At 67.0% G+C, this 14,113-nt stretch carries 13 protein-coding genes; 10 read left to right on the top strand and 3 right to left on the bottom strand.

The window, feature by feature from the left end:
* Nucleotides 1–124 precede the first annotated feature (124 nt).
* The 10 genes from F9929_RS01700 to F9929_RS01655 all read left to right on the top strand — a co-directional run bounded on the left by F9929_RS01700 (nucleotide 125) and on the right by F9929_RS01655 (nucleotide 11,657).
* Nucleotides 125–1,150 (top strand): LacI family DNA-binding transcriptional regulator, encoded by a 1,026-nt coding sequence (locus F9929_RS01700; RefSeq protein ID WP_235918944.1) that lies wholly within the window; start codon nucleotides 125–127, stop codon nucleotides 1,148–1,150.
* A gap of 26 nt (nucleotides 1,151–1,176) precedes the next feature.
* Nucleotides 1,177–2,187, top strand: a complete 1,011-nt coding sequence (locus F9929_RS01695) for a substrate-binding domain-containing protein (RefSeq protein WP_152044789.1) — start codon at nucleotides 1,177–1,179, stop codon at nucleotides 2,185–2,187.
* Between the two features lie 61 nt (nucleotides 2,188–2,248).
* A complete protein-coding gene (locus F9929_RS01690; protein WP_152044788.1) occupies nucleotides 2,249–3,742 on the top strand; it encodes a sugar ABC transporter ATP-binding protein in 1,494 nt (497 codons plus the stop codon).
* Nucleotides 3,735–4,760, top strand: coding sequence for an ABC transporter permease (locus F9929_RS01685; protein WP_152044787.1), 1,026 nt, complete (start codon nucleotides 3,735–3,737; stop codon nucleotides 4,758–4,760). Before F9929_RS01690 ends, F9929_RS01685 begins: the two co-directional genes overlap by 8 nt.
* Nucleotides 4,753–5,823, top strand: coding sequence for an ABC transporter permease (locus tag F9929_RS01680; RefSeq protein WP_235918942.1), 1,071 nt, complete (start codon nucleotides 4,753–4,755; stop codon nucleotides 5,821–5,823). Before F9929_RS01685 ends, F9929_RS01680 begins: the two co-directional genes overlap by 8 nt.
* Entirely contained in the window at nucleotides 5,820–7,208 is a 1,389-nt protein-coding gene (locus F9929_RS01675) for an FGGY-family carbohydrate kinase (RefSeq protein ID WP_152044786.1), read from the top strand. Before F9929_RS01680 ends, F9929_RS01675 begins: the two co-directional genes overlap by 4 nt.
* Entirely contained in the window at nucleotides 7,205–7,909 is a 705-nt protein-coding gene (locus tag F9929_RS01670; protein ID WP_152044785.1) for a class II aldolase/adducin family protein, read from the top strand. Before F9929_RS01675 ends, F9929_RS01670 begins: the two co-directional genes overlap by 4 nt.
* Before the next feature lie 145 nt (nucleotides 7,910–8,054).
* A complete protein-coding gene (locus F9929_RS01665; RefSeq protein ID WP_152044784.1) occupies nucleotides 8,055–9,638 on the top strand; it encodes a sugar ABC transporter ATP-binding protein in 1,584 nt (527 codons plus the stop codon).
* Entirely contained in the window at nucleotides 9,635–10,624 is a 990-nt protein-coding gene (locus F9929_RS01660; RefSeq protein WP_152044783.1) for an ABC transporter permease subunit, read from the top strand. Before F9929_RS01665 ends, F9929_RS01660 begins: the two co-directional genes overlap by 4 nt.
* 82 nt (nucleotides 10,625–10,706) lie before the next feature.
* Entirely contained in the window at nucleotides 10,707–11,657 is a 951-nt protein-coding gene (locus tag F9929_RS01655; RefSeq protein ID WP_152044782.1) for an ABC transporter substrate-binding protein, read from the top strand.
* Nucleotides 11,658–11,702: 45 nt separating this feature from the next.
* Here the strand turns inward: F9929_RS01655 and F9929_RS01650 are convergent, their stop codons facing one another.
* The 3 genes from F9929_RS01650 to F9929_RS01640 are packed head-to-tail and all read right to left on the bottom strand — an operon-like array spanning nucleotide 11,703 to nucleotide 14,094.
* Entirely contained in the window at nucleotides 11,703–12,950 is a 1,248-nt protein-coding gene (locus F9929_RS01650; RefSeq protein ID WP_152044781.1) for an ABC transporter permease, read from the bottom strand.
* Nucleotides 12,947–13,621: an ABC transporter ATP-binding protein gene (locus F9929_RS01645; RefSeq protein WP_152044780.1), complete on the bottom strand. Its 675-nt coding sequence runs from the start codon at nucleotides 13,619–13,621 to the stop codon at nucleotides 12,947–12,949. Before F9929_RS01645 ends, F9929_RS01650 begins: the two co-directional genes overlap by 4 nt.
* Before the next feature lie 11 nt (nucleotides 13,622–13,632).
* A complete protein-coding gene (locus F9929_RS01640; protein ID WP_152044779.1) occupies nucleotides 13,633–14,094 on the bottom strand; it encodes a hypothetical protein in 462 nt (153 codons plus the stop codon).
* Nucleotides 14,095–14,113 lie beyond the last annotated feature (19 nt).

The raw sequence follows: 14,113 nt of genomic DNA, 5'->3' as shown, positions 1-14,113 counted from the left end.
CGCTCCATTCTCCTAGTAGAGCAGCCGTCCTACCATGATTGACAAAGTGGAGGCTCGTGTCTAGCGTCCAATAAAACGTTTCACGAAAACGTAGCCGACTGAAATCGTCTTGGGAGGGGCGAACGTGTCGAAGCCGCAGACCCCGTCCATCCGCATGGTGGCCGAGCGCGCCGGCGTCTCGGTCGCCACCGTTTCCAACGTCCTGAACGGCAAGGCGAGCGTGTCGCCGGACTTCGCCGAGCGCGTGACAAAGGCGGTGCGCGAACTCGGCTACGTGGTGGATGTCGCGGCCTCGCGGCTGCGCTCCGGGAAAGCGGCGCTGGTCGGCACGGTGGTGCCCGACCTCACCAACCCGATGTTCGCGAGCTTCGTGTCGACGCTGGAACATGCCGCGCGGCTCGACGGCTTCGATCTCGTGGTGGTGTCCTCGCGTAACGACCCGAAGGAGGAAGCCGACCGCCTGTCGAACATCCGCTCGTGGCGGCCGGCGGGCATGATCGTCATCCCCTGCGACGGCGCCTTCACGGCGCGCCTGCCGGAAGGCTGGCATTTTCCGACCGTGGTGGCCGACCGCATTCCCGACGTGTCCGCGCACGACCTCGTCGCGGTCGACAACGGCCCGGCTTCGGCGAGGATCGCCCGCCACATGGGCGAGGCCGGCATCCGCCGCTGCCTCGTGGTGGGCACGAGCCTTGCCATCAGCAATGTCCGCGAGCGCTGGGAAGGCGTTCTGTCCGTGGCGGGGCCGACGGAGTTCACGATGGCCGAGATCGGCTTCGGCGCGGATGGCGGCGCGGATGCGCTGCGCCAACATTTGGCCGGCGAGAAACGGCCGGATGCGCTTTTCGCGCTCGACCACATGACCTCGCTCGCGCTCTACCGCCTCGTCGGCGAACTCGGTCTCAGCATCCCGGCCGACATGGCCTATGCGAGCTTCGACGAGATGGAATGGATGCGGCTCGTTGCGCCGGGCCTGACGGCGGTGCGCCAGCCGGTGGAGGCGATGGCGGAAGCGGCCTGGAGCCTTCTCGTGAAACGCATGAAGGGCGAAGCGGGCGAGCCGGTGAACCGGCGGCTCGAATGCGCCGTGGAGATCCGCGGCTCGACGCTGCGGCAGGAGGCGGCCTCGAAGAGGAACGAGGCGGCCTGACAATAATGGGAAACGGGAGGAAAAGCATGAGCATCACAAGAAGAACCGCGCTCGGAATGCTCGGCGCTGGCGTGGCCCTGTTATCGATGGGCGGCCTCCCTCCGGCCTTTGCGCAAGGGGCCGAGCCGCAGGCGGGGATCGTCGTGAAGACTGGCGGCATTCCGTGGTTCAACGCCATGGAGGAAGGCATCAAGAAGGGCGCCGAGGCCTACAAGGTCAACGCCTGGATGGTCGGCCCGACGCAGGCCGACGCCGCCCAGCAGGTGCGCGCCATCGAGGACCTCATCGCGCGCAAGGTGAACGTCATCGGCATCGTGCCCAACGATTCCGCCGCGCTGGAACCTGTCCTCGGCCGGGCGCGCGCCGCCGGAATCAAGGTCATCGCCCATGAAGGCCCGGACCAGAAGGAAAAGGACTGGGACTTCGAGCTGACGACCACGGAAGCCTATGGGCAGGCCCATATGGATCTCCTCGCCAAGGAAATGGGCGAGGAAGGCAAGTACATCACCTATGTCGGCTCGCTGACCGTCCCGCTGCACAATGCCTGGGCGGACGCCGCCATCGCCTATCAGAAGCAGAAGTATCCCAAGATGCAGATGGTCGGCGACCGCTTCGGCGTGGCCGAAAGCCTCGACGAGAGCATCAAGACCACGCAGGACCAGCTTCGCGCCAATCCCGACCTGAAGGGCATCCTGACCTTCGGCAGCCAAGGCCCGATCGGCGCGGCGCGCGTTCTCGACGATCGCGGCAAGGCCAAGACGGTGGCCCTGATCGGCGGCTTCTCGCCCGGCCAGGGCGCGCGCTACGTCAAATCCGGCGTGATCCGGGGCGGCTTCATCTGGAACCCGCTGACGGCGGGCGAAGTCTTCGTCGAACTTGCCTCCATGCTTGCGAGCGGCAAGGAGCCGACCGACAACATGGAGATCACCGGCGTCGGCCCGGTGCGGGTCTACCCCGACAAGAAGCTGATCCAGGCGCAGAAGCTGGAATCCCTCGACAAGGCCAATATCGATCGCCTCGTCGCGCTCGGGCTTTGATCTCAAGCCGGCGGCCCGACCCGGCCGCCGGTTCCTCATCTCGGACGTTGGGAGGCGGCCGATGGCGAACGACGTTCCCTTTCTCAAATTAACGAACCTGTCCAAGCGCTTCGGCGGCGTTCGCGCGCTGGAGAACATCGACTGGGACGTGCGCCCCGGCGAGGTCCATTGCCTCGTCGGCGAGAACGGCTGCGGCAAATCCACCCTCATCAAGACGGTGGCGGGCGTTCACCCGCCGAGCGAAGGCACGATCGAGATCGAGGGCGTCGATGTCCTGCCCTTGACGCCGGCCAAGGCCAAGGCCCTCGGCATCCAGGTGATCTTCCAGGACCTGTCGCTTTTTCCGAACCTCTCGGTTGCCGAGAACATCGCCGTGGAGTGCCATCTGGAAGGCGCGCTGAAGCCGGTGAGGACCGGCCATATGCGGCGCATCGCGGTGGATGTCCTGAAACGCCTCGACTTCCCGCTCGACCCGGCCGCCCTTCTGTCCGACCTGTCCGTCGCCGAGCGCCAGATCGTCGCCATCGCGCGCGGGCTGGCGGGGCAGGCGCGCCTCATCTTCATGGACGAGCCGACGGCCTCCCTGACGAGAGCCGAGGTGGTACGGCTCTTAGGCATTGTCGGGCGGTTGAAGGCGGACGGCATCGCCGTCGTCTTCGTGTCGCACCGCCTCGAAGAGGTGGTGGAAATCGCCGAGCGCGTCACCGTGTTTCGCGACGGAAAGAAAGTCGGCACCTTCGACGCGTCGCAAGTCGATCAACGCCGGATCGGCCATCTGATGACCGGCCTCGAGATCGACCATGGCCTCGCCGCCCGCGACATGAGCGCGGCCGAGCCGCTTCTCAAGGTGGAAGGCCTGTCGCGCCGGCACGAATTTGCGGATGTGAATTTCACGCTTCGCCGGGGCGAGGTGCTGGGCATCGTCGGGCTCCTCGGGGCGGGACGCACGGAACTCGCGCTGACGCTCTTCGGCATGACGCGGGCGGAAGGCGGCACGATCGAGCTTCACGGCAAGCCCCTGTCCTTGCGCTCGAACCGCGACGCGGTGCGCGCCGGCATCGCCTATGTGTCGGAGGACCGACTCAGCCTCGGCGTGATCCTGCCCCAGTCCATCGAGGACAACATGGTGCTGGCGGTCATGAAGGGGCTGGCCGGCCGGTTCGGGCTCATCTCCAGGCGGCGTCGGCAGGGCCTCGCGCGCGACTGGGTGCGCCGGCTCGCGGTGAAGGTGCCCGATGTCGACCGCCCGGTGCAGACCTTGTCCGGCGGCAACCAGCAGCGCGTGGTTCTCGCCAAATGGCTCGCCACGCGGCCGAGCGTCCTCATTCTCGATTCCCCGACGGTCGGCGTCGACATCAAGAACAAGCAGGGGATCTACGAGATCGTCGCGGAACTTTCGCGCGAGGGCGTCGGCGTCATCGTCATCTCGGACGAAGTGAGCGAGGCCTTCGCCACCTGCGACCGCGTCCTCCACATGCGCGCCGGGCGCATCGTCGATGAGGTCGTGCCGGGACGCATCACCGAAGGGCAACTGGAGGAGCGCATCTATGCCTGATCCGACCCATCGCGGCGCTTGGGGGCGCCGTCTCCAGCGCCGGCCGGAAGCCTGGCTTTTCGGCGTGATCGCGCTCGCCGTCCTGTTCTTCGGGATGACGGCGCCCGGTTTCCTGACGCTGCCCAACGTCATCGACCTTCTGGAAACCTATTCGGTGCAGGCCATCATGGCGATGGGCCTCTTCGTGGTGCTTGTTTCGGGCGGCATCGACATCTCCTTCGCGGCGACCGCCTCCGTTTCGCAATATGCCGCCGCGCTTCTCGCCGCCCGTCTCGGTCTCCCCGCCCCGCTCGTCATCGCCATCGGTCTTGGCGTCGGAACGGCGCTCGGCTGCCTCAACGCCGCGTTGATCCACTTCGCGCGCATTCCCTCCATCATCGCGACCATCGCCATGATGAGCGTCAGCTTCTCGCTTCTGATGTATTTTTCCGGCGGGCGCTCAATCTACGATCTGCCGGAATGGTGGGTGACCCGCGTCACTTTCTTCGAGCACGAAACGGCGTCGGGCGACCTCGTGCGCGTCACCCTGCCAATCGTGGCGATGGCGGTGGTCAGCCTTGGAACCTGGGCGCTGATGACGAAAAGCTCGGTCGGCCGCCAGCTCTACGCCATGGGCGGCAACGGGGAAGCGGCGCGGCGCATCGGCATCTCCATCGGCCGCCTCCATTTCGTCGCCTACGGCTTTCTCGGCTTTCTTGCAGCCCTCGCCGGCCTTCTTCAAGCGCACCGCGTCGGCGAAAGCGTGCCGAACGCCATGGCCAATACGGAACTCGCCGTCCTGTCGGCCTCGGTTCTGGGCGGCGCGAGCCTGACCGGCGGCATCGGCACGGTGCCGGGCGTTCTTCTCGGCATCGTGCTTCTCGCCGTTCTCCAGAACGGGCTGAACCTTCTTGGCGTCTCGTCCTACTTCTTCCAGATCGTGATCGGCCTGACGATCCTCGCCTCCACCTCGCTGACCGTTCTGTCCTCGCGTCGCGGGCGGCGGCATCGCACGCTGGGGGAGGCCGCCCATGCTTGAGGATCGCTCCCACCTCGTCAGTCAGGACGGCCCGATCGCCGATTTCATGACGCGCCTCAAGGCCGGCATTCCCAACGCCCATCTCGGCCTTCTGGCGCTCTTGGTGCTGCTCGTCCTTGGCTTCTCGAGTTTGGTTCCGGGCTTTGCCAGCCTCGGCACGCTTCAGTCCTTCATGTTCCAGATGCCGCTTCTGGGGCTTTTGTCGCTTGCGATGATCGTGCCGCTCATCACCGGCGGCCTCAATCTCGCAATCATCGCCACCACCAATCAGGCTGCGCTTCTGATGGTCTTCGTGATGCAGACCGTCATCCCGACGGATGCGGGATCGGCCACGGTCTTTGCCGGCGTGGCGCTCGCGATGGCGGCGGGGCTTCTCCTATGCTTGGCGATCGGCCTCGTGACCGGCGCGCTCGTCGCCTATACCGGCGTTCACCCGATCCTCGTGACGCTCGGCACCAAGTCGCTGATCGACGGGATCAGCATCTACCTCACGCGCGGTATGGCCCTGTCCGGCGTGCCTGCCGAAGTCTCGCGCATCGGCAATTCGAGCCTCCTCGGCGTGCCCATGGTCTTCGTTTTGATGGTGCTCGTGGCGATCCTCGTCGGGGTGATCCTGAAGAAAACGGCCTTCGGCATCGCCTGCCACATGATCGGCTCCAACATGGAGGCGACGCGCTACTCGGCGATCGATACCAAGCGCGTTCTCGTCGGCGTTTATACCCTGTCGAGCCTCGTCTGCTTCGGAGCGGCGCTCGTGATGCTGGTGATCTTCAACTCGGCCAGCGCCGATTATGCGCAGTCCTATCTCCTCGTGACCATTCTCGCGGCGGTGCTGGGCGGCGTCGACCCGTTCGGCGGCTTCGGCACGGTGGGCGGGCTGATGGTGGCGCTCGCGATCCTCCAGGTGATCTCGTCGGGCTTCAACCAGTTCGGCCTGTCGAACTACCTGACGCTCGCCATCTGGGGCGCGACCCTCATCGCCGTCGTGGTGGCGCAGGCCGTGCGGCCGCATCTCGGCACGCTGCCGCTCGTCTTGTCGCGCCGCCGGGGCAATGCTCCATGAGCACTGTTGCGGTTCTCGATGTCGGCAAGACCAATGTGAAGCTCTTCGTCGCCGACAAGGGGGGCGACATCCTCGCCGAGATCTCGACGCCGAACCGCGTTCTCGACCGACCGCCCTACCGCCACCACGACCTTGATGGGATCGAGGATTGGTTGCTCGACGGGCTCGCCGGCTTTGCGCGAAGCCATGAGATCGAGGCTATCGTCACCTCCTCGCACGGGTCGGGCGGGGTTCTGGTGGGCGAGAGCGGCGCGGCCATGCCGATGATCGACTACGAGCAGGAGCCGCCGGAGGGGATCGTTGCGGACTATGCGTCGCTCGCCGGTTCCTATCGCGAACGCGGCAGCGCGGTGATGCTCGGCTCGGCGCATCTGGCGCGCCAGATGCTCTGGCTGGAACGCGGCTGGCCGGATGTCTTCGCCAAGGCGAGAGCCTTCGTCGCCCCGCCGCAATACTGGGCCTTCCGCCTTTGCGGCACGCTCGCCTCGGAAGTCACGAGCCTTGCCGCGCAGTCGCATATCTGGTCGAGCGCCGACAACCGCCCGGCCCGTCTCGTGGCGGCGCGCGGCTGGGAGCGATTGATGCCCCCGCTTGCCCGCGCATACGAGACGCTGGGGCGTATCAAGCCGGACCTCGCCCGGCGTTGCGGCCTGTCGCCGGACACGCGCGTTCTTTGCGGCATTCATGATTCTTCGGCGAACTTCTACCGCTATCAGGCGGCGGGCCTCGAAGACTTCACCGTCGTTTCCACCGGCACCTGGATCGTGGCTTTGAGCGATCGCGGCGGGGTCGATTTCGACGACGAGCGACCGGGGCGTTCCTGCAATGCCGATATCTTCGGCCGCCCCGTTCCGGGTGCCCTCACCATGGGCGGGCGCGAATTTGCCGCCGTCGCGGGCGAAGGCGGCGGCAAGGCGAGCCGGGAAGACCTTCGCCGGATCGTCGCGAGCGGCACGATGGCGCTTCCTTCCTTCGGCGCGGATGACGGGCTGTTCCCCGGCACCGCCCGGCGCGGCCGGATCGAAGGGCCACTGGCGGAAGAGACAGGCGCGCGCTTCACTCTCGGTACGCTCTACGCCGCGCTTCTGACCAGTGAGGCCTTACGCGAACTGCCGCCCGTCCGAACCGTGGTGCTCGACGGCGCCTTCGTGCGCGAGCCGCTCTTCGGCGCGCTCGTCGCCAAGCTCAATCCCGCCGCGCGCGTCCTTGTGGATCACGACAGCTTCGGCACGGCGACCGGCGCGGCGCTTCTGGCATCCCACGAAACTCGGGATCAACCGGCTGCGCTCGCGCTGGAAGAACCCGACCTGTCCGAGCTGCCGGACCTTGCCCCTTACGCGTCGCGATGGCGCGAACGTGCCCATTCCATGGAGATGAAACGATGAGCGCCTATGACGATGCCGCCCTTCGCGAAGAGATGGTGTCAACCTGCCGCCAGATGAATGCGACCGGGATCAACCAGGGCACCGCCGGCAACCTTTCGGTGCGCAACCCCGCCGGCTTTCTCGTCACCCCGACCTCCCTGCCCTACGACCGGATGCGCCCGAGCGATCTTGTGCAGATGTATTTCGACGGCTCCTTCGAAGGGGAACGGCGGCCTTCCTCGGAATGGCGCTTCCATCGCGACATCCTTGCCGCTCGCCAGGATGTCGACTGCGTGCTCCACTGCCATTCCGTCTATGCAACGACGCTCGCCGTGCATCATCAGACGATCCCGAGCTTCCACTACATGACGGCGGTGGCCGGCGGCACTACGATCCGCTGCTCGCGCTATGCGACCTTCGGGACGCAGGCCCTGTCCGACGCGGCTCTGGAAGCCCTGGAAGACCGCCTCGCCTGCCTTCTCGGACAGCATGGGCAGATCTCGCTCGGGAAAACGCTGAACTCGGCTTTGGCGCTCGCCGTCGAGGTCGAGACGCTGTCCCGCCTTTACGTCCAGGCGCGCGTTCTCGGCGAACCGCCGGTGCTGAGCGACGAGGAGATGGAGCGCGTCATCCAGCAGATGAAGAACATGAGCTACGGCCACGCGCCCGATCTCGACGGCACCAACGATACGCCGCAGAGCCGGACGGACGGCCAGCGCTGAAGGCTCCACACTTTCGAGTTGCGCCAAGGGCTTACAACTCTTGGGGAAGAGCCGGAATCATCTCGACGGGCACGGAGGGTTCCGCTACCCAAACGGACGGGAAGGGCGAATCGGTGAGATCGCCGTTGGGGGAGGAAGCGTTCGCATGAGCGTGGGCGGCCATTCGATCGGAGGCGGCGTGCCCCGCCTGGAAATGCGCGGCATCTCGAAGACCTTCGGCCCCGTGCGTGCGCTTTCGAACGTTTCGCTGACGGCCAATGCCGGCGAGGTTCATGCCCTGATGGGCGAGAACGGCGCGGGCAAATCGACCCTGATGAAGATCCTGTCCGGCGCTTACCGCGCCGATGCGGGCGGCGACGTCCTGATCGACGGCCAGCCCTTGGTGATGGGCGATCCGATCGCGTCGAAAGCGGCCGGCGTCGCCGTGATCTACCAGGAACTGTCGCTGAGCCCCAATCTCTCGATCGCCCAGAACATGTTTCTGGGCGCCGAGCCGAGCCGCTTCGGCCTCGTGGATCGCGGCGAGATGCGCCGGCGGGCCGAACCCATCCTGAAGCGTCTCGGACTTTCCCTTCAGCCCGAAACGAAGGTGGAAAGCCTGTCGCTCGGCGAGCGGCAGATGATCGAGATCGCCCGCGCGCTCACCACGAATGCCCGGCTCATCGTGATGGACGAGCCCACGACATCGCTGACGACGCGCGAAACGGAACGGCTCTTCGAGGTGATCGCCGGCCTCAAGGCCGAGGGCATCGCCGTGATCTATATCAGCCACCGGATGGAGGAGATCTACCGTCTGTCCGACCGCGTCAGCGTTTTGCGCGACGGCGCCTATGTCGGCTCGCTGGACAGACCTGAGCTTTCCGCCGACAAGCTCGTGTCCATGATGGTCGGGCGCGACCTGTCCTCCTTCTACAAGAAGGAGCACCGTGCGCCGAGCGGCGAGCGCCGGACCGTTCTGTCCGTGCGCGGCATCGGTGACGGGCGGCGCGTCCACGACTGCTCCTTTGCCGTCGCGGCCGGCGAGGTCCTCGGCGTCGCCGGGCTCGTCGGCTCGGGCCGAACCGAACTCGCCCGCCTCGTCTTCGGCGCCGACCGGCGCACGAGCGGCACGGTGGAACTCGACGGCAAGCCGCTCGCGCTTTCCTCAGCCCGCGAAGCGATCGACGCGGGGATCGCCTATCTGACCGAGGACCGGAAGGGGCTCGGCCTGTTTCTCGACATGTCGATCGCCGACAACATCAACATGGGCGTCGTGGCCCGCGACGCCGGCCCGGCGGGCGTGCGCAACTTCGCCAAGGCCAACGAGCGGGCCGAGGACGCGGTGAAGCGCCTGTCGATCCGCACCAAGGGCACCAAGATCAATGTCGGCGCCTTGTCGGGCGGCAACCAGCAGAAGGTGCTTCTGGCGCGTCTTCTGGAAACGAAGCCCCGCGTCATCATTCTCGACGAGCCGACGCGCGGCGTCGATGTCGGCGCGAAATCCGAGATCTACCGCATCATCGACGAACTCGCCTCGAGCGGCATCGCCATCGTCGCCATTTCCTCGGACCTGCCCGAGATCCTCGGCATCGCCGACCGCGTCATCGTGATGCGCGAAGGGCATATCGCGGGCGAGGTTTCGGCCGCGCCGGGACGCCCGATCGAGCAGAAATCCATCATGGCCTTGTCCACCGGCCCGGTGGCCGAGGCTGCGCCGCAACGAAGCCTCGACACGGGAGCCAGCCGATGACCACCGCCGAGACCGGCCCCGCCGCGAAGGCCACGGACCGGGCGCGTTTCCGGACCATGCTGACGGCGCTCGGCATGCTGCCGGTGCTGATCATCCTCAGCCTCGGCTTCCATTTCCTCAGCGGGCGCTTCCTGACGGTCAACAACCTGTCGATCGTCACACAGCAGGCTTCCATCAACACGGTGCTGGCCGCCGGCATGACCTTCGTGATCCTGACGGGCGGCATCGACCTGTCGGTCGGCTCGATCCTCGCCGCCTCCGCCATGGTCGGCGTGATCGTCTCGCTCTGGCCCGATATCGGCATGCTCGGCATTCCGGCGGCGATCCTCGTCGGCCTCGCCTGCGGCGTCGCCAACGGCGCGGTGATCGCGGGACTGAAGCTGCCGCCCTTCATCGTCACCCTCGGCTCCTTGACCGCCATGCGCGGCATCGCGCGGCTCCTCGGCGGCGACACCACCGTGTTCAACGCCGACCTGCCCTTCGCCTTCATCGGCAACGGCAGCCTGTTCGGCGTGCCGTGGCTCGCCATCATCGCGCTTCTGACGATCCTCGTGTCCTGGTTCATCCTGAAGCGCACGGTGCTCGGCAACTGGATCTATGCCGTCGGCGGCAATGCGGAAGCCGCGCGCCTGACCGGCATCAAGGTGCCGCTGGTGCTGCTCTTCGTTTATTCCATGTCGGGGCTTCTGGCAGGCGTCGGCGGCGTCATGTCGGCGGCGCGTCTTTACGCGGCGAACGGCCTGCAGCTCGGCCAGGCCTACGAACTCGACGCCATCGCCGCCGTGATCCTCGGGGGCACGAGCTTCGTCGGCGGCGTCGGCTCCATCTGGGGCACCCTGATCGGCGCGCTGATCATCGCCGTTCTGTCCAACGGCCTCATTCTCGTCGGCGTGTCGGACATCTGGCAGTACATCATCAAGGGCCTCGTCATCATCGTCGCCGTCGGGCTGGATCGCTACCGCCTGAAGGGCCTCAACCGGACCTGACGGCAACCATTAGCCGGCTCCGGCCGGTTCGATACGGGCGACGCCGTTCAGCGTCGCATTTCTCGGGAGGAGTGAACCAACCATGCGCATGTTCTCGAAGCTGATCGCCGCCACCGCGCTCGGCGCACTGAGCCTTGGCCTTGCAGCCGCGCCGGCCTCGGCCAAGGATCTGGAAAAGATCGGCATCTCGGTCGGCCTTCTCGGCAACCCGTTCTTCGTGGCGACCATCAAGGGCATCGAGGACCGGGCGAAGGAGATCAACCCGAACGTCCAGGTGACCTCGGTTTCGGCCGACTACGACCTCAACAAGCAGGTCAGCCAGATCGACAGCTTCATCGCCGCCGGCGTCGACATCATCATGCTGAACGCCGTCGACGCCAAGGCCATCGCCCCGGCCGTGAAGAAGGCGCAGGCAGCCGGCGTCATCGTCGCGGCCTTCGACGTGTCCGCGCCCGGCGCCGACGTCACCGTGATGACCAACAACGTCAAGGCCGGCGAGGAAGCCTGCCAGTACCTCGTCGAGAAGCTCGGCGCCAAGGGCAATGTCGTGATCATCAACGGCCCGGCCTCGTCCTCGATCATCGACCGCGTGCAGGGCTGCAAGAACACTCTCGCCAAGAACCCGGACATGAAGATCCTGTCCGACGACCAGAACGGCCAGGGCTCGCGCGACGGCGGCCTGGCGGTGGCGCAGGGCCTTTATACGCGATTCGACAAGATCGACGGCATCTTCGCGATCAACGATCCGACGGCCATCGGCGCCGAACTCGCGGCCAAGCAGCTCGGCCGGAACGAGTTCATCATCACCGCCGTCGACGGCGCGCCGGACATCGAGAAGACCCTGGCGAATGGCAACTCGCTCATCAAGGCCTCGGCCTCGCAGGACCCCTACACGATGGCGGGCCAGTCGCTTCAGATGGCCGTCGACGTTCTGAAGGGCAACAAGCCGGCCGAGGCGACGGTGCTTCTCGACCCGAAGCTCATCACGGCCGACAACCTCAAGGACTACAAGGGCTGGACGGCGGCTCGCTGAAGCCTCCCGCAGTAAAGGGGATGGGCCTCGACGGCCCCTCCCCGCTCAATTTCGCAGGGCCGATGCCGGCGATTGCCGATAAGCGAGGGAGGCCGGCGCGAGCGCGGCGATGCTGCCGACCGTCAGAAGCGACAAAAGCGTCCACACGTCCTCGTTCCTGAATTCCACGGGCAGGACCACGCCGCTCGCCGCCCCGACGCTCCGGGCCAGAAGCGCCGCTCCGCCCGCGCCGAGCGCGAAGCCCGCGACGACACCGATCCCGACGATCGCCATGACTTCCAGCCAGACGGTGAGAAACACCGCATGGCGGGGAGCGCCGAAGGCGCGCAGCGCCCCGATCTGCCGACGCCGGCCGAGAACATGGGCGACCACCGTCAGAAGGATCGCCGCGCCGACGAGCGCCTGCGCGCCGACAGCCACGACGCTGAGGATCGCGCGCGCGTCGCCGAGCGTGCCGTAGAGGCGGGTCAGGACCTCGGCGGGAAAAACGCCCAGCGTCCCCTCGCCTCGATATTGCTGGCGCAGCTTGTAGGCATCGGCGATCGTATTGGGCTTCACCAGGATCGCCGGAACGCCCGGCGCGGCGGGATCGGCGAGAGCCGCCATGTCGAGAGCGGCGTTTGCCGGTGCATCGTCGTGGTCGTGACCCTCTCCGCGATGGGCGGCGGCCAGAAGCGGCGGCACCGCGTTTTCCTCCTTCCGGTGCGCCCGCCACACCGCCTGGATCGGCACGAGAACCGCCTTGTCCCAGGGCGTGCCGGTCGGCGCCATGCGGCCGACGACACGATATTCCACCTCCCTGTGCGAATGGCCGCCCTCGGTCGCGCGACCGTGCAAGGGGTGGAACCTCGACCCGACGGGCCGGTCGACGCCGGCGCCGACCACAGCCTCGTCCAGATGCTGGAAGACCTCGCCTTCCGCGAGGTGGCCGAGCCCGGAAACGACCTCGGCCACCGTGCCGACCACCGGATCGTCGCCGACGAAATCGCCGAAGCCGACCGGGGCAGCATAGGCGACGCGCGGGTCGGCCCGAAGGCTTGCCAGAACATGGCCCGGCAGGAGCGGCAGGGGCGCGGGCTGGAGGAAGACGGAGGACAGAACGAGCTGCGTTTCGCTGCCCGGCGCACCGACCACGAGGTCGAAGGCGCTGGCGGCCCGCGCGCTACCGAGCCGCACGGCCCGTTCGCTGAGGTTGATCGCGAGGCCGAGCGCGCTTGCGAGCGCGATCAGAAGGCCGAGCGCCAGAACGCCCGCCGCGTGACGCCTGAGATCGGCGAGGATGAGGCTCATCATGGCGCGGCTCCCGCCCCGTCGAGGATGCGCCCGCCTTCGAGCGCGAGGACGCGGTCGAGACGCGACACCAATCGCCGGTCGTGGGTGGCAACGATCAGCGTCGCGCCGGCTTCGCGGGCGAGTTCCAGAAGAAGCTCGGCGACGGCCGCGCCCGCCTCTTCGTCGAGGCTCGCCGTCGGCTCGTCGGCGACGAGAATGCCGGGCCGGCCGGCGAGCGCTCGCGCCACGGCAACGCGCTGCATCTGCCCGCGCGACAGGGTCTCGACACCTTGCGCGTGGCGGGCGATCCCGACCCGGCCCAGAAGACGTGCCGCTTCCGCCTTGTCCGCCCGCCGCCCCTGCATGCGCTGCGGCAGGACCACGTTGTCGATGGCCGACATGCCGGGAAAAAGATGGAAGTCCTGCATCACGAGGCCGACATGCTCCCCCCGCCAGCGGTCGCGGGCGCGCTCCGACAGGGCGCCGAGATCCGTCCCGTCCCATCGGATGCGACCGACCGCCGCCCGGTCGAGCCCCGTCAGCATGTTGAGAAGCGTCGTCTTGCCGGAACCCGACGCGCCCGTGACGGCGACGCGCTCGCCGGCTTGAAGACGCAAGCTCGGAACCAGAAGGGCCGGCGCGTCGAGGCCGGGATAGCGGACTTCGAGGCCGTCGACATGGAGCGGGATCATGGAACGAGCAGTCAAACGGTCGCGAAGGAAGCGTCCACGATGCGAAGGAGGCTGACGAAGCCGGTCTCGGGATCGCGCCAAGAGCCGACCTCCAAACGCCCCGACGCCTCGATCGGCCGGTTCGCCTGAACGAAGGTCTGCGCTTGCGTCAGATACACCACGACGATGTTGTCCGGCCAATCGGCATCGGTCGAGCAGAAGGGGCAAAGCGACATCGGGATTTCGGTCAAAACGAAGAACTTGGCCTCCGCCTTCAAGGGCGGCGCCATGAAGCCGCGCATGGTGACGGATTGGCCGGCGAGCGCCTTCGTTTTCCCTGAAAATTCGAGCCCGAGGACGCCGACCTTGCCATAGAGCTCGTCGAAGGACAGCCCTTCTGTGGCGCGCGCCGGCCAAGCGCCGACGAAAGGCGCGAGCCCGAGACCGGCCAGCGAAGCCAGAACTTGGCGGCGGGCGGCAAGATGGGTCCGCATGAGCTTCGTGTCTCCATCC

The organism is Aureimonas psammosilenae, assembly GCF_009176975.1.
Classification (GTDB): Bacteria; Pseudomonadota; Alphaproteobacteria; order Rhizobiales; family Rhizobiaceae; genus Plantimonas; species Plantimonas psammosilenae.
The sequence above is the reverse complement of the archived record's forward strand: the minus strand, read 5'-3'. Positions and strand labels throughout refer to the sequence as shown.

Bases quoted from the DNA above. Each gene is read 5' to 3' on its own strand.
- F9929_RS01695 (WP_152044789.1), top strand. From the start codon at position 1,177: ATGAGCATCACAAGAAGAACCGCGCTCGGAATGCTCGGCGCTGGCGTG.
- F9929_RS01690 (WP_152044788.1), top strand. From the start codon at position 2,249: ATGGCGAACGACGTTCCCTTTCTCAAATTAACGAACCTGTCCAAGCGC.
- F9929_RS01685 (WP_152044787.1), top strand. From the start codon at position 3,735: ATGCCTGATCCGACCCATCGCGGCGCTTGGGGGCGCCGTCTCCAGCGC.
- F9929_RS01680 (WP_235918942.1), top strand. From the start codon at position 4,753: ATGCTTGAGGATCGCTCCCACCTCGTCAGTCAGGACGGCCCGATCGCC.
- F9929_RS01675 (WP_152044786.1), top strand. From the start codon at position 5,820: ATGAGCACTGTTGCGGTTCTCGATGTCGGCAAGACCAATGTGAAGCTC.
- F9929_RS01670 (WP_152044785.1), top strand. From the start codon at position 7,205: ATGAGCGCCTATGACGATGCCGCCCTTCGCGAAGAGATGGTGTCAACC.
- F9929_RS01665 (WP_152044784.1), top strand. From the start codon at position 8,055: ATGAGCGTGGGCGGCCATTCGATCGGAGGCGGCGTGCCCCGCCTGGAA.
- F9929_RS01660 (WP_152044783.1), top strand. From the start codon at position 9,635: ATGACCACCGCCGAGACCGGCCCCGCCGCGAAGGCCACGGACCGGGCG.
- F9929_RS01655 (WP_152044782.1), top strand. From the start codon at position 10,707: ATGCGCATGTTCTCGAAGCTGATCGCCGCCACCGCGCTCGGCGCACTG.
- F9929_RS01650 (WP_152044781.1), bottom strand. From the start codon at position 12,950: ATGATGAGCCTCATCCTCGCCGATCTCAGGCGTCACGCGGCGGGCGTT.
- F9929_RS01645 (WP_152044780.1), bottom strand. From the start codon at position 13,621: ATGATCCCGCTCCATGTCGACGGCCTCGAAGTCCGCTATCCCGGCCTC.
- F9929_RS01640 (WP_152044779.1), bottom strand. From the start codon at position 14,094: ATGCGGACCCATCTTGCCGCCCGCCGCCAAGTTCTGGCTTCGCTGGCC.